The sequence below is a fragment of the Altererythrobacter sp. H2 genome (assembly GCF_035319885.1).
Taxonomy (GTDB): domain Bacteria; phylum Pseudomonadota; class Alphaproteobacteria; order Sphingomonadales; family Sphingomonadaceae; genus 34-65-8.
In genome coordinates, this window is sequence record NZ_CP141285.1 from 3,032,757 (window position 1) to 3,048,040 (window position 15,284).

At 65.6% G+C, this 15,284-nt stretch carries 11 protein-coding genes; 9 read left to right on the forward strand and 2 right to left on the reverse strand.

Going from position 1 to position 15,284, the window contains the following annotated elements; all coding sequences use genetic code 11:
- The first annotated feature begins 103 nt into the window (after positions 1 to 103).
- The 9 genes from U4960_RS15070 to U4960_RS15110 all read left to right on the forward strand — a co-directional run bounded on the left by U4960_RS15070 (position 104) and on the right by U4960_RS15110 (position 12,591).
- On the forward strand, positions 104 to 2,455 hold the full coding sequence (locus U4960_RS15070) for a TonB-dependent receptor (protein WP_416379076.1): 2,352 nt from the start codon (positions 104 to 106) through the stop codon (positions 2,453 to 2,455).
- A gap of 89 nt (positions 2,456 to 2,544) precedes the next feature.
- Positions 2,545 to 3,828, forward strand: coding sequence for a serine--tRNA ligase (gene serS, locus U4960_RS15075; protein WP_324261425.1), 1,284 nt, complete (start codon positions 2,545 to 2,547; stop codon positions 3,826 to 3,828).
- Entirely contained in the window at positions 3,828 to 4,592 is a 765-nt protein-coding gene (gene surE, locus U4960_RS15080) for a 5'/3'-nucleotidase SurE (protein ID WP_324261426.1), read from the forward strand. The genes serS and surE overlap by 1 nt, the downstream gene beginning before the upstream one ends.
- Positions 4,589 to 5,368, forward strand: a complete 780-nt coding sequence (locus U4960_RS15085) for a M23 family metallopeptidase (RefSeq protein WP_324261427.1) — start codon at positions 4,589 to 4,591, stop codon at positions 5,366 to 5,368. Before surE ends, U4960_RS15085 begins: the two co-directional genes overlap by 4 nt.
- Positions 5,369 to 5,391: 23 nt before the next feature.
- On the forward strand, positions 5,392 to 6,462 hold the full coding sequence (locus tag U4960_RS15090) for a potassium channel family protein (protein ID WP_324263129.1): 1,071 nt from the start codon (positions 5,392 to 5,394) through the stop codon (positions 6,460 to 6,462).
- A gap of 51 nt (positions 6,463 to 6,513) precedes the next feature.
- Complete coding sequence (gene rimO / locus U4960_RS15095; RefSeq protein WP_324261428.1) at positions 6,514 to 7,893, forward strand: 30S ribosomal protein S12 methylthiotransferase RimO; 1,380 nt, start codon at positions 6,514 to 6,516, stop codon at positions 7,891 to 7,893.
- Complete coding sequence (locus U4960_RS15100) at positions 7,890 to 8,756, forward strand: transglutaminase-like domain-containing protein (protein WP_324261429.1); 867 nt, start codon at positions 7,890 to 7,892, stop codon at positions 8,754 to 8,756. Before rimO ends, U4960_RS15100 begins: the two co-directional genes overlap by 4 nt.
- Positions 8,757 to 8,836: 80 nt before the next feature.
- Complete coding sequence (gene glk / locus U4960_RS15105; RefSeq protein WP_324261430.1) at positions 8,837 to 9,811, forward strand: glucokinase; 975 nt, start codon at positions 8,837 to 8,839, stop codon at positions 9,809 to 9,811.
- Entirely contained in the window at positions 9,811 to 12,591 is a 2,781-nt protein-coding gene (locus tag U4960_RS15110; RefSeq protein ID WP_324261431.1) for a phosphoenolpyruvate carboxylase, read from the forward strand. Before glk ends, U4960_RS15110 begins: the two co-directional genes overlap by 1 nt.
- 9 nt (positions 12,592 to 12,600) lie before the next feature.
- On the opposite strand, the gene U4960_RS15115 is transcribed toward U4960_RS15110, so the two are convergent.
- Positions 12,601 to 13,641, reverse strand: coding sequence for a LacI family DNA-binding transcriptional regulator (locus U4960_RS15115; protein WP_324261432.1), 1,041 nt, complete (start codon positions 13,639 to 13,641; stop codon positions 12,601 to 12,603).
- 54 nt (positions 13,642 to 13,695) lie between these two features.
- Entirely contained in the window at positions 13,696 to 15,201 is a 1,506-nt protein-coding gene (locus tag U4960_RS15120) for a tryptophan halogenase family protein (protein ID WP_324261433.1), read from the reverse strand.
- Positions 15,202 to 15,284: the final 83 nt, after the last annotated feature.

Here is a 15,284-nt window from a genome sequence, read left to right on the forward strand (position 1 = left end):
GGCACCGGACTAGGGCGAATGTGAATCCAGCACAAGACAGAACTTGAAAGGTGGTTCAACTTTCAATAATGGGTGTTGGATAAGGTTTCATGGGAGAACACTGATGGCATTCCTCGACAGTCGTTACGTTGCCCTGCTGATGGCAGGTTCCGCCGCAATCGCGCTGGCTCCGGCAAGCGTGGCCGCGCAGGAAACCGGCGCAAGCGAGGCTGATGACAGTGTCATCATCGTCAGTGCCCGCCGCCGTGATGAGCGGATTACCGACGTTCCGGTGGCCGTTACCGCCATTTCCGGCGCCGCGCTGGAGGCGGTCGGCGCTATCGACATCACCGACATCCAGGCACAGGCACCCAACGTGACCCTGGAAAATTCGCGCGGGACCAATTCCACCCTCACCGCCTTCATCCGCGGTGTCGGCCAGCAGGACCCCGTCTCGGGGTTCGAATCGGGCGTCGGCATCTACCTCGATGACGTCTATCTCAACCGCCCTCAGGCGGCTGTGCTCGACATCTACGAGGTCGAGCGGGTCGAGGTGCTGCGCGGGCCGCAGGGTACGCTCTACGGCCGCAACACCATTGGCGGCGCGGTGAAGTATGTCACCAGGCAGCTGCCGCAGGAATTCGCGCTCAAGGCCCGCGCCAGCTACGGCACCTATGACCAGGCCGACCTGGTGGTGACCGCGAGCGCGCCGATCGGCGAGATCGTCCGCTTCGGCGTCTCCGGTGCGCGCCTGTCGCGCGGCGGCTTTGGCGACAACCTGACCCTGCCCGGGGTCGAGAACTACAACAAGGATGTCTGGGCCGGCCGCGCCAGCCTCGAGCTCGGCGGCTATGGCGAGCCGGTGTTCATCCGCATCTCGGGCGATTACACCCGCGACAAGTCCGATCCGCGCAATGGCCACCGGTTGATCCCGGGCCTGCTCTCGGGCGCGCCGGTGCTGAACGACGTGTTCGACACGCGCGCCGGCCTCGCCAAGCCTGAACAGGATGTCGAAGCCTATGGCCTTGCCATGAATGTCTCGGTCGATCTGTCGGACGCGCTCACCTTCCGCTCGATCAGCGCCTGGCGTGAAGACACCAGCCTCACCCCGATCGATTTCGACAGCCTGCCGGCGATCGATGTCGATGTTCCGGCCGTCTACAAGAACGAGCAGCTCAGCCAGGAACTCCAGCTGCTCTACAGCAGCGACCGGCTCAATGGTCTGGTCGGGTTCTATTACCTGACCGCCAACTCCACCACGGACTTCGACGTGATCCTCGGCACCACCGGCACGCTGCTGGGCTTGCCGGGACTCAACGCCTTCACCTCGGGTGACGTGGACACGGAAACCTGGTCGGCCTTCGGTGACTTCACGTTCGACCTGACCGATCAGCTCAGCCTGTCGGCTGGCGGGCGCTACACCAGCGACCGGCGCACCTCGCGCATCCTTCGCCAGACCAAGATCCTGGGTGCCTCACCGATCTTCGGCGGCAACGCGGTGGCCATCGCTACGGTGACCGACTTTGAAGGCAGCGCGAAGTTCACCGACTTCAACCCGCGTGTCTCGCTCAGCTTCAAGCCGAGCCAGGACCACATGGTCTATGCCTCCTATGCGCAAGGCTTCAAGGGCGGCAGCTTCGACCCGCGCGGCGATGCCCGGATTGCCCCGGATACTGACCGCAACGGCGTGCGCAGCTACGAGGAAATCTACGACTTCTTCCTGTTCGAGCCGGAAACGGTCGATACCTATGAAGTCGGCTACAAGGCCACGCTGATGGACGGCGACATGCGCCTGGCGCTGACCGGCTTCTACAGCGACTACAAGGACGTGCAGATCCCCGGCTCGGTCGGGGTGGACGCCAACAATGATGGGGTGTTCGAAAGCTTCGCCGGGGTCACCACCAACGCCGCCAAGGCACGGTTCAAGGGGATCGAGCTGGAAACCTACGCCCGCTTCGCGCGGGATTTCGCTGGCGCCGGTTCGTCGCTCACCTTCACCGGGATGCTCGGCTACATCGACGGCGAGTTCCGCGAATACATCGTGAGCGGGGTGGACCTTTCCAATGTCCGCAAGATCCAGAACACGCCGAAGTGGACCACTGCAGGAACGCTCGGTGCCGAAGTGCCGGTTGGCGCGGGCGATCTCGCCCTGTCCACCACGCTGAGCTATCGCAGCAAGACCAACCAGTTCGAGACGCCGAGCCCCTATCTCGACCAGAAGGGCTATGCCCTGCTCGATGCTTCGATCGTGTGGACCGCGCCGGATGACCGGTTCAGCCTGGGCGTGCATGGCCGCAACCTGACCGACAAGCGCTACATCACCTCGGGGTACCAGTTCGTGCTCGCAGGGGCGGATGGCACGCCCGTGCTGAACGCAGCCGGCAATCCTGCTCCAACGCTAGGCCGCGAAGGCGTTGTCACCGCGTTCTACGGCAACCCGCGCCAGGTCTACGCGACCGCGACCGTCAAGTTCTGATCTGACCAGCTCCTAAGGCACGGGGCCGGAAGCGAGGTGCTTCCGGCCCCGTTGTCTTGTCCGGGCTGCTGGGGCATAGGCTGCGGCCTATGCATGATATCCGCTTTATCCGCGAAAATTCCGACGCTTTTGACGCCGCACTGGCGCGGCGCGGGGCAGAGCCGCTCTCGGCAACCTTAATCGCGCTCGACGAAGAACGCCGCGCGCTGACCACGCAGGTCCAGCAGGGCCAGTCGCGCCGTAACGAGGCCTCGAAGCTGATCGGCGCGGCGATGGCGACGGGCGACAAGGACGCTGCCGAGGCGCTCAAAGCCGAAGTCGCCGCGCTCAAGGAAGAGATGCCCGCGCTGGAAGCGCGCGCAGACGCAGCCGCAGCGCAGCTCAAGGCGGCGCTGGAGATCATTCCCAATTTGCCCGCTGATGACGTGCCCCTCGGTACAGGCGAGGAAGAAAACGTCGAAGTCAGCCGCTGGGGCACGCCGCGGGTGTTCGACTTCACGCCCCGCGAACACGCCGACCTTGCCCCGATGCTGGGGATGGATTTCGAGACAGGCGCCCGGCTGTCCGGCGCGCGGTTCACCTTCCTGCGTGGCGACATGGCCCGCCTCCACCGCGCGCTCGGCCAGTTTATGCTCGACGTGCAGACGCGCGAGCATGGCTACACCGAATGTAACCCGCCGGTGCTGGTCAAGGACGAGGCGATGTACGGCACCGACAAGCTGCCGAAGTTTGCCGAGGACAGCTTCCGCACGACGGACGACCGTTACCTTATCCCCACCAGCGAAGTCTCCCTCACCGCCAGCGTCATGGGCGAATTGCTCGACGAGAGTGCCCTTCCCATGCGGCTGACTGCGCTCACCCTGTGCTTCCGCTCCGAAGCAGGCGCGGCGGGCAAGGATACGCGCGGGTTCATCCGCCAGCACCAGTTCGAGAAATGCGAGCTGGTCAGCATTGTCCGCCCCGAAGACAGCGAGGCGGAGCACCAGCGCATGACCCGCGCGGCGGAAACGATCCTCGAGGAGCTCAACCTGCCCTATCGCAAGCTTCTGCTGTGCACCGGCGACATGGGCTTCGGCGCGCGCAAGACCTACGATCTCGAAGTCTGGCTGCCCGGCCAAGGTGCTTGGCGCGAAATCAGCTCATGCTCGAACACTGGCGAATTTCAGGCGCGGCGGATGAACACCCGCTACCGCGTGGCGGGCGAGGGGAAGAAAACCGCTTTCGTCCACACCCTCAACGGTTCGGGTCTGGCCGTGGGCCGGACGCTGGTGGCGGTGCTGGAGAACTACCAGCAGGCCGACGGGACTGTCATCATCCCGGAAGCGCTGCACAGCTACACTGGCGGCCTGACCAAGCTGGAGCCTGCCGCCTGATGCGCATTCTGGTCACCAATGACGATGGCATCAACGCCCCCGGCATTGCCCTGCTGGAGGAGATCGCCCGCCAGTTCAGCGACGATGTATGGGTGGTCGCCCCGGCCGACAACCAGACCGGCGCGGGCCACTCGCTCACGCTGTCCACCCCGGTGCGGCTGCGCAAGCATGACGAGCGGCGCTGGTCCGTCACCGGCACGCCGACCGATGCCGTGACCATGGGCCTGAAGGTCGTGCTGGATTCCCCGCCCGACCTGATCCTCTCCGGCATCAATGCCGGGGCGAACCTGGGCGACGACATTACCTATTCCGGCACCGTCAGCGCGGCGATGGAAGGGGCGCTGGCAGGCATTCGTTCGATTGCGCTCAGCCAGGTCATGCACGCCGAGGCCCCCCGTTCGGGCGACCGGTTCGAGGCGGCACGGGCGTGGGGCGCGCGCGCAATAACCCCGCTTTTGGGGCTGCCCTTCGCGCCGCGCACGCTGGTAAGCGTAAACTTTCCCGCGCTTGAGCCGGACGCGATCCAGGGCATCAGGGTTGCGCGGCAGGGTTTCCATGATTACTCAAGGGGTTCGGTGGTGGAGAAGCGCGATCCGCGCGGCTTTCGCTACTACTGGTTCGGGCTGGATGCGGTCGAGCATACGCGCGGCCATGACAGCGACCTGGAAGCAATCGAGGACGGTTTCGTGTCGGTGACACCCCTGCAACTCGAACTGACCCATCACGCTTCGCTCGACGCGTTGCGGGAAAGGTATCGCGGATGAAACGCCTCGCTCTCGCCCTCCTCGCGCCTCTGCTGGTGGCGAGCGCCAATCCGGCAACGGTGACGGAATACGAGGTGGGCGAAGGCGAGACACTGGGCGGCATTGCCAACCGCACAGGCGTGCCGGCGGCGGTGATCGCGGCGGCCAATGGCCTGGCAGAGCCGCACACGGTTCAGAAGGGCCAGAAGCTGGTCATCCCGCGCCAGCGCAGCCATACGGTCAAACCGGGCGAGACCGGCTTTTCCATCGGGATGCAATACGGCGTGGCCTTCGAACAGATCGCCATCGCCAATGGCCTTGCACCGCCCTACACGGTCAAGGTCGGGCAGACGCTGATCATTCCCGCTGTTCTGAAAACCCCGCCCCCGCCGGTGAAACAGCGCTCGGAACCCTATTTCCGCTGGCCCCACGATGGCAAGGTGCTGGCTCGGTTTACCGGGCTGAACGACCAGGGGGGGCATGACGGGATCGATATTGCGGCCAAGCCCGGAGACATGATCCGCGCCGCCGCCAGCGGCACGGTAGTCCGCGTCGCGGAAGGCCACCAGCGGTTCGGGCGAATGGTGGTGATCGACCACGGCGGTGGATGGCTGACCGCCTATGGCCCGCTGGCACGGGCGACAGTCAGGCGCGGCGAGTTCGTCAAGACAGGCGAGCGGATCGGCATTGCCGGGGCGGCCGGACCGGTGAAAAAGCCCGATCTGCACTTCCGCATCCTGAAGGACGACAAGGAGGTCGACCCCGCACCACGGCTGCCGGAGCGCAAAGGATCGTGAAGAGATTTACAGACCGGCTTGCCCTGCCCACAGGCAGGCGAAAGCTCCCTGCCTCTGAGCGCAAGCCTCTTCGCCGTGCTGTCGGCGTGCCGGTGTGGGGCGATGTCGCCATCCGCATGGGGCTGGCGTTCTTCCTGATCGCCATGGTGGTTCTGATTCACTGGTGGGACCGGGCCGGGCTGATCGACCACTATGATGGCCATGTCAGTTTTCTCGACGTGGTTTATTTCACCATGATCTCGGTCACCACCACGGGCTTTGGTGATATTGCCCCGATCAGCGACCGCTCACGCCTGATCGAGGCGATTATCGTGACCCCGGTGCGGATTGCAGTGCTCTTCATTTTCATTGGCACCGCCTACACCTTTGTCATCAAACGCAGCTGGGAGACTTGGCGCATGGCGCGGATACAGAAGCAGCTTTCCGGCCACATCGTCGTGCTTGGCTACGGCATTTCCGGTTCGGAAGCGGTTGCCGAACTGATCGAGCGAGGCATCGATCCGCGCCAGATCGTGGTGGTCGACCCCGGCGAGGACCGTATTGCCCGGGCCGAAAAGATGGGCTGCAACGTGCTGGTCGCCGACGCCACCCGCGACGATACGCTGGAGGCCGTCCGCATCCGCGAGGCGCAGACGGTGCTGGTCTCGGCCGGTCGTGACGACACTTCGATCCTGATCGTCCTGACCGTTCGCCACCTGGCCCCGGACGTTCCCATCAGCATGGTGGTGCGTGCAGCAGACAACGAACTGCTGGCCCGCCAGGCCGGCGCCACCAACGTCATCAACCCGGTGCGCTTTACCGGCCTGCTGCTGGCCGGAAGCGCCAAGGGCGCGCACATTTCCGATTACCTCGCCGATCTCGCCTCGGTCAGCGGCCGGGTGCAGCTGGTCGAGCGCGTCGTGACCGCCGAGGAAGCTGGCTGTCCGCTGACCTCGCTGCGGTCGGGCGGGCGCGGGTTGAGGGTCTACCGCGACGGGAAAGTCCTGGGCTTCTGGGAAGACGAATGCCAGACGCTGCAAGAAGGCGACGTGCTGGTCGAGATCATACCGACGGTGGACGGCACGACCAACGGCGACGGTTCGGAGTTCGCGTAACACCGGCCTACTGGCGCGGCAGCCCGCAGCCGTGTAAGGGCGCACCCCATCATGAACGCTACAACCACCCTCCCCGACCAGAAGAAAGTCGGCATGGTCTCGCTCGGCTGCCCCAAGGCACTGGTCGATTCCGAGCGCATCCTCACCCGCCTGCGGGCCGATGGCTATGCCATGAGCTCCGACTATGCGGGAGCGGACGTGGTGCTGGTCAACACCTGCGGCTTTCTGGATTCCGCCAAGGAAGAAAGCCTCGCCGCCATCGGGGAAGCCATTACCGAGAACGGCCGGGTGATCGTGACCGGGTGCATGGGCGAAGAGGCGGACGTGATCCGTGCCAGGTATCCGCAGGTCCTGGCCGTCACTGGTGCACATCAATACGAACAGGTGGTCGAGGCCGTTCACCAGGCCGCGCCGCCATCACAGGGTCCGTTTATCGACCTGATCCCCCAACCGGACATCAAGCTCACGCCGCGCCACTACAGCTATCTGAAAATTTCCGAAGGCTGCAACCATACCTGTGCCTTCTGCATCATCCCGCAGCTGCGCGGCAAGCTCGCCAGCCGCCGGGTGGACGCGGTGCTGCGCGAGGCGGAAAAGCTGGTTGCAGCGGGGACAAAGGAACTGCTGGTCATCAGCCAGGATACCAGCGCCTACGGGGTTGATATCCGGCACGAGGAACGGTTGTGGAAGGACCACCCGGTCCGCGCCCACATGACCGATCTGGCGCGCGAACTTGGCCAGCTGCGCACCCCGCAGGGCGAGACGCCCTGGGTGCGGCTCCACTATGTCTATCCCTACCCGCACGTCGACGCGGTGATTCCGATGATGGCGGAGGGCCTGCTGACCCCCTATCTCGATATCCCGTTCCAGCACGCCAGCCCTTCGGTCCTGCGCGCGATGAAGCGCCCGGCGAACGAAGCGAAAGTGCTTGAACGGCTGAAATCGTGGCGGGAAATCTGCCCCGAGATCGCGGTGCGCAGCAGCTTCGTCGTCGGCTTCCCGGGCGAAACCGAGGACGATTTCCAGTATCTCCTGCGCTGGCTGGAGGAAGCCCAGCTGGACCGGGTCGGCGCGTTCCGGTTTGAACCGGTGGAAGGCGCGGCGGCCAACCTGCTGCCCGATCCTGTGCCCGAAGCGGTCAAGGAAGAACGCTACGCCCGGATCATGGAAGTGACCGAGCGGATCAGCGCGGCCAAACTGGCGGGCAAGGTCGGTTCGACAGTCGATATCATCATCGACGAAGTCGGCGAACCGGACGAGGACGGCGACATCGGCGCCACCGGCCGCAGCCAGGCCGACGCACCCGAGATCGATGGAGCGGTCTACCTGCGCAATGTTCCCGCCACGCTGGCACCGGGCGATTTCGTAACCGCGAAAATCGAGGATGCCGATGCCCATGACCTGTTCGGCGTCATAAGCCGCGCCCGGTGACGGAAAGCCGAGCGTCGGAACCCGAAGTGACGGAAACCGGAGCGCCCTGTGCCCGTTCCCCCGCCATGCCCGTTACCGTCACTGCCCGCTTCGCCTTCACAACGGATGCACCAACCGATGTGCTTCTGCAGTTCGAGGCCGCCGCCATTCCCGAGCAGCGCATTGTCTCGTCCGAGTGCAGGATGAGCGATGCCGACCACCTGGCCCGCGTGACGGCCGAGGATGACATTGGCGAGCGGATCTGGCTTGACGTGAATGGCCGGTTCGAGGTCGCTTATCAGGCCGTGGTCGAAGTCCGGCGGATCGTGCCGGATATCACCGCCCTGCCCGGGCTGGCCCCGCACGACCTGCCGGGTGAAGCGGTCAAGTATCTGCTCGATTCCCGGTACTGCCCGGCTGACAGCTTCCAGTCGTTTGTCGGGTCCGAGTTCGACGGCACCTCCGGGGGGGAACGGGTGGAGGCCATCCGGCGCTGGCTGGCCGAAAACCTGGTCTATGCGTCTGGAGCGAGCCATTCCGGCACTGGTGCCCGCGATACCTTTGTCGAGCGGCGCGGTGTGTGCCGGGATTATGCCCATCTGCTGATCACCATGGCGCGGGCATCGGCTATCCCGGCGCGTTATGTCGCCTGCTATGCGCCCGGAGTGGAACCACCCGATTTCCATGCCGTGGCCGAGGTGTTTCTGGCCGATCCTTCCATTGCAGGCGGCGGGGCGTGGTACCTGGTCGACGCCACAGGAATGGCCGATCCCGCCCAGACGGTGAAAATCGGGGTCGGGCGTGATGCGGCCGATGTGAGTTTCCTGACCAGCTTCGGGGACAGCGAGTTCCACGGCGCGACCGTCTCCGCCCGTATTACCTGAATATGTATGCGGCGCGTGGGCATTGTGCCGGCAGCCTGCTAGTCTTCCTGAGGTGAGATCGGAGCGGCGGGAGCGGCACTATGGACCTAGTAGCGGTGGATATCGGCGGCACGCATGCCCGTTTCGCGCTGGCGCAGGTGGACGCTGCCGGTGCGATTACACTTGGCGAACCGGAGACCCTGCACACGGTCGACCATGCCAGCTTCCAGACCGCATGGGAGGATTTCCGCCGCCGCATGGGCGGCAGCCTGCCCCGTGCGGTCTCGATGGCGATTGCCGGCCCCGTGGGCGGTGACGTTATCCGCTTCACCAACAATCCGTGGATCATCCGGCCCGCGCTGGTGAAGGAGAAACTCGGGGTCGACCGTTTTACCCTGGTGAACGATTTCGCCGCCGTGGCCCATGCCGTGGCGCGCGCCGATGACAGCCAGTTCCTCCATCTCGCCGGGCCGGACCAGCCCCTCGGCCAGGACGGCACGATCAGCGTGATCGGCCCGGGCACCGGCCTTGGCGTAGCCCACCTCTGGCGCTCGGGCGCGCAATACCGGGTACAGGCTACCGAAGGCGGCCATATCGACTTCGCCCCACTCGACACGATCGAAGATGCCATCCTTGCCCGGCTGCGCAGGCGGCATAACCGGGTCTCGATCGAACGGGTGGTGGCAGGGCCCGGGATTGTCGACATCTACCAGGCTCTGGCCGCGATGGAGCATCGCGCCGTGCCCGAATGCGATGCCATCGACATCTGGACAACTGGCACCAGTGGCGAAGACAGTCTGGCGGCCGCCGCCGTGGACCGGTTCTGCCTGTCTCTGGGGTCTGTTGCCGGAGACATCACGCTCGCCCAGGGCGGGTTTGCCGGCGTGGTGATTGCCGGCGGCCTGGGCTACCGTATCCGGGACACCCTGCTTTCTTCCGGCTTTGCCCAGCGGTTCCGCGCCAAGGGGCGGTTCGAGAGCCTCATGGCCTCGATCCCGGTCAAGCTGATCGTGCACCCGCAGCCGGGCCTGTTCGGGGCAGCGGCTGCCTATGTCTCGGAACATGGAGCCGTCTGATGAAGACAGTTGCGGACCTGACCGAGCGGCTCGGCGAACTTCACCAGCGTACTCAGGAAACGCCGCTGTTCAACCCGGTTTTCCAGCTCTCGCTCGATCTCTCGCGCGAGCTGGAAAGCGGGGAGACCGATCTGGCGAAACTGGCCGGAATGGTTGCCGAACTCGAATGCGACGGCCTGAAGAGCCGCGCGGCGCGCTTGCGCGGGCTGGTCGGCCCCTTTGGCAGTGACAACGGGCTTGTCACCGATGCGCTGGATCAGGACGGTGCGGAAGATTTCGAGACGTTCCGGGCGCGCTGGGAAATGCCGCAACTCCATGCCGTGTTCACCGCGCACCCGACTTTCCTGCTGACGCCAGACCAGTCGGCAGCAGTCGCCCGGGCCGCCTCCGGCGACGATCCGATCGACGAAACGGTCTGCGCGGTGCCGGGTGTGCGCCCTGCCATCACGCTTGAGCACGAACACGGGGAGGCCATGGCAGCCATCGCCCGTGCGCAGGACGCGCGGGACCGGATTGTGGCGTCGCTCCTCGGTGCAGCCCGCAGCCGCTGGCCGGAACAATGGCTTGCGTTCCAGCCGCTTCCTTTCCGCTTCGCCAGCTGGGTCGGCTATGACATGGACGGGCGCACCGATATCGGCTGGCACACCTCGATCGCGTTCCGGCTTCAGGAGAAAGCCGAACGCCTTGCGCGCTATACCCGGCAGCTGGAGGCAATCGACCCGGGCCACCCCCTGCTTGCCACCCTTGCGCCCGCCACCGACTTTGCAGCAGAGCGCGCAGCGGATTTCGCCGCCGATCTCGACGAGGGATCGGTATTCGCCAGTGCCGCCAACCGGCTGACCCGTGGCGACCCCGCCAACCTGCTGAGCCTCGCACCGATAATCGCGGCGCTGGAAGATGAGGCGAGCACGGCTAAGGCGGACCGCGCAATCGCCCTGCGCACCCTTGCTGCAGCGATGCGCGCGGACGGGCTCGGCATGGGCTGGATCCATTTCCGGGTCAACGCCAAGCAGCTGCACAACGCCATACGCCGACGCCTGCCTGAGGGTGACACGATAGAGCTGGCGAGCAAGGGCGCGCTCGCAACACTGCGGCGGATGGTGGACGAGGCCCGCCCGCTGCGGACAAACTTCGCCGCGCTTGCGACCGAAAGCTCGACCGCAATCCGCCAGTTCATCGCGATGGCGCAAATCCTGCGCCACATCGATGCCGATGCGCCAATCCGGATGCTGGTCGCCGAGTGCGAGCAGCCCGCCACCATGCTGGCCGCGCTCTACTTCGCCCGGCTCTTCGGGGTCGAGGGCAAGGTCGATGTCTCGCCCTTGTTCGAGACCGAAACTGCCCTGGAGCATGGCGGACGGTTTCTTGACGCACTGCTCGCCGAGCCGGCCTACCGGGCCTATGCCCGCACCCGCGGCCGCGTTTCGATCCAGACCGGCTTTTCCGATGCCGGGCGGTTTGTCGGCCAGATTCCGGCCAGCCTCGCCATTGAAAGGCTGCAAGGCCGCCTGGCCGAGGCGATGGCCGCCAACGGGCTGACCGACATTGCCGCGCTCATCTTCAACACCCACGGAGAGAGCATGGGCCGCGGGGCGCACCCGGTTTCGCTGCGTGACCGGCTCGAGTGGCCGCTCTCGCCATGGACCCGGCGCAGGTTCGCCCGCGCAGGTATCCGGATCGAGCCGGAAGCCAGCTTCCAGGGCGGGGACGGATACCTGTTCTTCGCCACACCTGAGCTGGCGCTGGCCACCCTGGGGCAGATTGCCCGGCTGCGCCCGGCAGAGACGGATGCGGCAGGGGCCGCCGATCCGTTCTATCGCCGGACCGACCTCAGTCTCGACTTCTACCGGGCGGTCAAGGAGCACCAGCGTGACCATCTGGAGAGCCGCACCTATGCGCGCGCGATCACCGCGTTCGGGCTGGGCCTGCTGAACCAGACCGGCAGCCGCGTTTCGCGCCGCCAGAGCGACATCAATGCCGACCGCGAGATGAGCCTGCGCCAGATCCGCGCGATCCCCCACAACGCCATCCTCCAGCAGCTTGGCTATCCGGTCAACGTGATCGCCGGAGTCGGAAGTGCAGCCGAAGGAAACCGCGAGGAGCTGGCCGGGCTGCTGTCAGACAGCCCGCGCGGGCAGCAGATCGTGCGCCTGGTGCGGGCCGCCAATGCGCTTGCCAGCATCAAGACCGTCGCCGCATTCGGCGAGCTGTTCAATTCCGCCTACTGGGCCAGCCGCACCTATCGCGGCACAGAGGATCACCTCGCGGGGTCATGCGCCGCGCTGGCCGAATATCTGGTTGGCGATGACCGGACCGGGGTATTCCGCCGCCTGGCCTCACGCCTGCGGATCGATGCGCTGAAACTTCACCGGTTGCTCGAACTGGTGCCCGAGGAAGCCACCGGGCCTGACCGCGAGGCCGTGCGGCGAAGGATCGGGGTGCTCCAGGCTCTGCGCTTGACGCTGCTCCAGCACATGTTCCTGCGCGCCGTTTCGGTTCCTGCGTTCAGCCGCGCGAACGATATCAGCCGCAGTGACGTGATCGAGATGGTCCTCACGCTGCGGATCGATGAAGCGCTGGCCCAGTTGCGGCGGGCGTTCCCGGTGCGGGTACCGGGCCCCGGCGACTTCCCGCTCGACGAACCTTCGGATTATCCTGACGGGGGCGAGGAAGGCTATGCTGCGATCGAGCGCGACTTCATCGCCCCGATCGAGCAGGCGCAGGCGCTAAGCTTGCGGATTGCCACCGCCATCGCCAACGAATTCGGCGCACACGGTTAGGCCTGGCCGTCAGCCGCTGCGGGCGGTGCTCGCCCGGGCGATCAGCGTGACCGGAACCCGTCGTCCGCCCTCCGCCCTGCTCCGCGCATCCTCGCCGCCCAGCACCGCCTCGACCAGCGCAGCGCCCGCTTCCGCCGGATCGGGGCCGATGGTCGTCAGCGGCGGTCGGCTGAACCGGCCGGCCAGCAGATCATCGAACCCGATCACGCCCATGTCCTGCGGCACTGCAATGTCGGCAGAAGCAAGCGCCTCCATCGCGCCGAGAGCCATCGCATCGCACGCAGCAAAGATGGCGTCGACATCATCAGCCCGTTCGACCAGTCGCCGGGCCGCCCGGCGCCCCTCTTCTTCCCGGCTGGGCGCGTTGACCGTGGCAACCAGGCACGGCTCCAGCCCGGCATTGCGCATGGCGCTGGCATAGCCCTCGTACCGCTCGGTAAACTGGACCTGCGGGGTGTCGAGCGCGCCAAGGAAGCAGGGCCGCCGGTAGCCCGCCTTGAGCAGATGCTCGACCGCCAGCCGCCCGGCAGCATGATTGTCCGACCGGATCCATTCGAGCTCGTCGAAGGGGGAGCCCCAGTAAACCACCTTGCGTCCGCTGGCCTCGATTCCGCGGAAATAGTCCCATGCGGGCTGGTTGGTGGTGGTGCCGATGACGACAAGCCCGTCCGCCCAGCCGCGCTCCTGGTAATGGCCGAACAGCCGGTCCTCCGCAGCCTGGAAGGATACCAGCGTTTCGAAGCCGCGTTCGGAGGCGGCGAGGCAGACACTGCCGAGCAGGGCATAGGCAAACGGGTTGATGGACGATGCACTCTCGCCCGGTCGGCAGATGACCACCACGGCCAGGGCGCCGGTCGAGCCGCGCCGCAAGCGGGCAGCCCGTTCATCGACGAAATAGCCCAGTTCCTCTGCCGCCTTGAGCACCCGGTTGCGGGTCGGTTCGGCGATCACCGGTGAACCGGCCAGGGCACGGCTGACGGTCGACTGGCTCACGCCGGCCCGTTCCGCGACATCAAACGATGTCGGTCGCCTGTGTTCCCCTCCGCTCATCGGGCCATGCTCTACGACCGGGCAGGGCCGAGTGGCAAGCGCAGGGTGCGCGGATTACGCTGCGGCCGGGCAGTACTTGTCCAGATAGGCCGCATGGGTCGGCATGTGCTGGACGAGGTAGCGGATGGAGCTTTCCATCTCGTCCAGTTCCTTCTTCAGGTCCGGGCCGGCAATCTTGTCCGCAATCGCGTTGTGGCCGCCCATCGCGATCCGCTGCCCCATCATCACCGCGGCCCAGCTGGTTTCGGTGAACAGTTCGTCTTCCTCGCGGAAAATCTGCCCGTTGGCGCGGAACAGTTCGACCTTCTCGGTGAGCGTATCGGGCACAGGCATGGTCCGCACGTGGTTCCAGAACGGGGAATCGGTCCGCTCGGTGGCGTTGTAGTGCAGGATCAGGAAATCGCGGATGCGCAGGTATTCCTTGGTGGTCAGCCGGTTGAACGCGTCGATCTGCGCCTGAGTAATCCCGTCGAGCGAAAGCAGCGCGATCAGCTTGTTGATGCCGGTGTGGACGAGGTGGATCGAGGTCGATTCGAGCGGCTCCATGAACCCCGCGGCGAGGCCCAGAGCCACCACGTTGCGGTTCCAGAACTTCTTGCGCCGCCCGGTGATGAACCGGAGGAAATTGGGCTCGGCCGCAGGCTTGCCCGCAAGGTTGCTCACCAGGATGCCATGCGCCTCGTCATCCGACATGTGTTCGCTGCAATAGACATGGCCGTTGCCGTTGCGGCGCTGCAGGGGCACGCACCATTGCCAGCCGGCGCTGTGGGCGGTGGCGCGCGTGAAGGGCGGCGGGCCGCTGCCATCCTCGCGTTCGCAGGGCAGGGCCACGGCACGGTCGCACGGCAGGTAGTGGCGCCAGTCCTCGTATCCGGTCTCCAGCGCCTGTTCGATCAGCAGGCCGCGGAAGCCAGAGCAGTCGACGAACAGATCGCCGGGGATCACGCTTTCGTCAGCCATCGTCACCGAAGCGACGTAGCCGCTCTCCGCATCGAGGGTCACGTCGGCCACGCGCCCCTCGCGCCGCACCACGCCGCGCTGTTCGGCATAGCTGCGCAAATAGCGGGCGTAGCGGGTCGCATCGATGTGGTAGGCGTAATTGATGGGCGGCAGGTCTTCCCGGGCATAATCCTCGGTGCGGGAGAATTTGCCGAAGTAGGCTGCCATGGTTTCCAGGTTGAAGGCCTGGATCGGGCGCTTGTCCCCCATCTCGCGGAAGCGGTGCCAGATCTGGTGAAACGCGATCCCGCCCATGTGATAACCGTAGGCGCCGAAGGGATGGATATAGCTGTCACCCACCTGCCCCCAGTTGACGAACTGGATGCCCAGTTTGAAGCTCGCCTGGCACGCGGCCATCATCTCGCGTTCGTCGATCCCCAGCAGGTTGTTGAATTCGACGAACGGAGGAATGGTCGCCTCGCCCACGCCGACGGTGCCGATTTCCTCCGACTCGATGAGGGTGATTGTCACCCCCCTTGCGCCGACGATCCGCGACAGCGCCGCTGCCGCCATCCACCCGGCGGTTCCACCACCCACGATAACGATCTTTTCTATGGCCATGTGGCACCTTCAACCATGCTCTCCGACCTTTGTCACTAGCATGGAAGGAACCTTGATGTGAACGTTCATTTCCACTTGTGAAC

Bases quoted from the DNA above. Each gene is read 5' to 3' on its own strand.
- U4960_RS15070 (WP_416379076.1), top strand. From the start codon at position 104: ATGGCATTCCTCGACAGTCGTTACGTTGCCCTGCTGATGGCAGGTTCC.
- serS (WP_324261425.1), top strand. From the start codon at position 2,545: ATGCATGATATCCGCTTTATCCGCGAAAATTCCGACGCTTTTGACGCC.
- surE (WP_324261426.1), top strand. From the start codon at position 3,828: ATGCGCATTCTGGTCACCAATGACGATGGCATCAACGCCCCCGGCATT.
- U4960_RS15085 (WP_324261427.1), top strand. From the start codon at position 4,589: ATGAAACGCCTCGCTCTCGCCCTCCTCGCGCCTCTGCTGGTGGCGAGC.
- rimO (WP_324261428.1), top strand. From the start codon at position 6,514: ATGAACGCTACAACCACCCTCCCCGACCAGAAGAAAGTCGGCATGGTC.
- glk (WP_324261430.1), top strand. From the start codon at position 8,837: ATGGACCTAGTAGCGGTGGATATCGGCGGCACGCATGCCCGTTTCGCG.
- U4960_RS15110 (WP_324261431.1), top strand. From the start codon at position 9,811: ATGAAGACAGTTGCGGACCTGACCGAGCGGCTCGGCGAACTTCACCAG.
- U4960_RS15115 (WP_324261432.1), bottom strand. From the start codon at position 13,641: ATGAGCGGAGGGGAACACAGGCGACCGACATCGTTTGATGTCGCGGAA.
- U4960_RS15120 (WP_324261433.1), bottom strand. From the start codon at position 15,201: ATGGCCATAGAAAAGATCGTTATCGTGGGTGGTGGAACCGCCGGGTGG.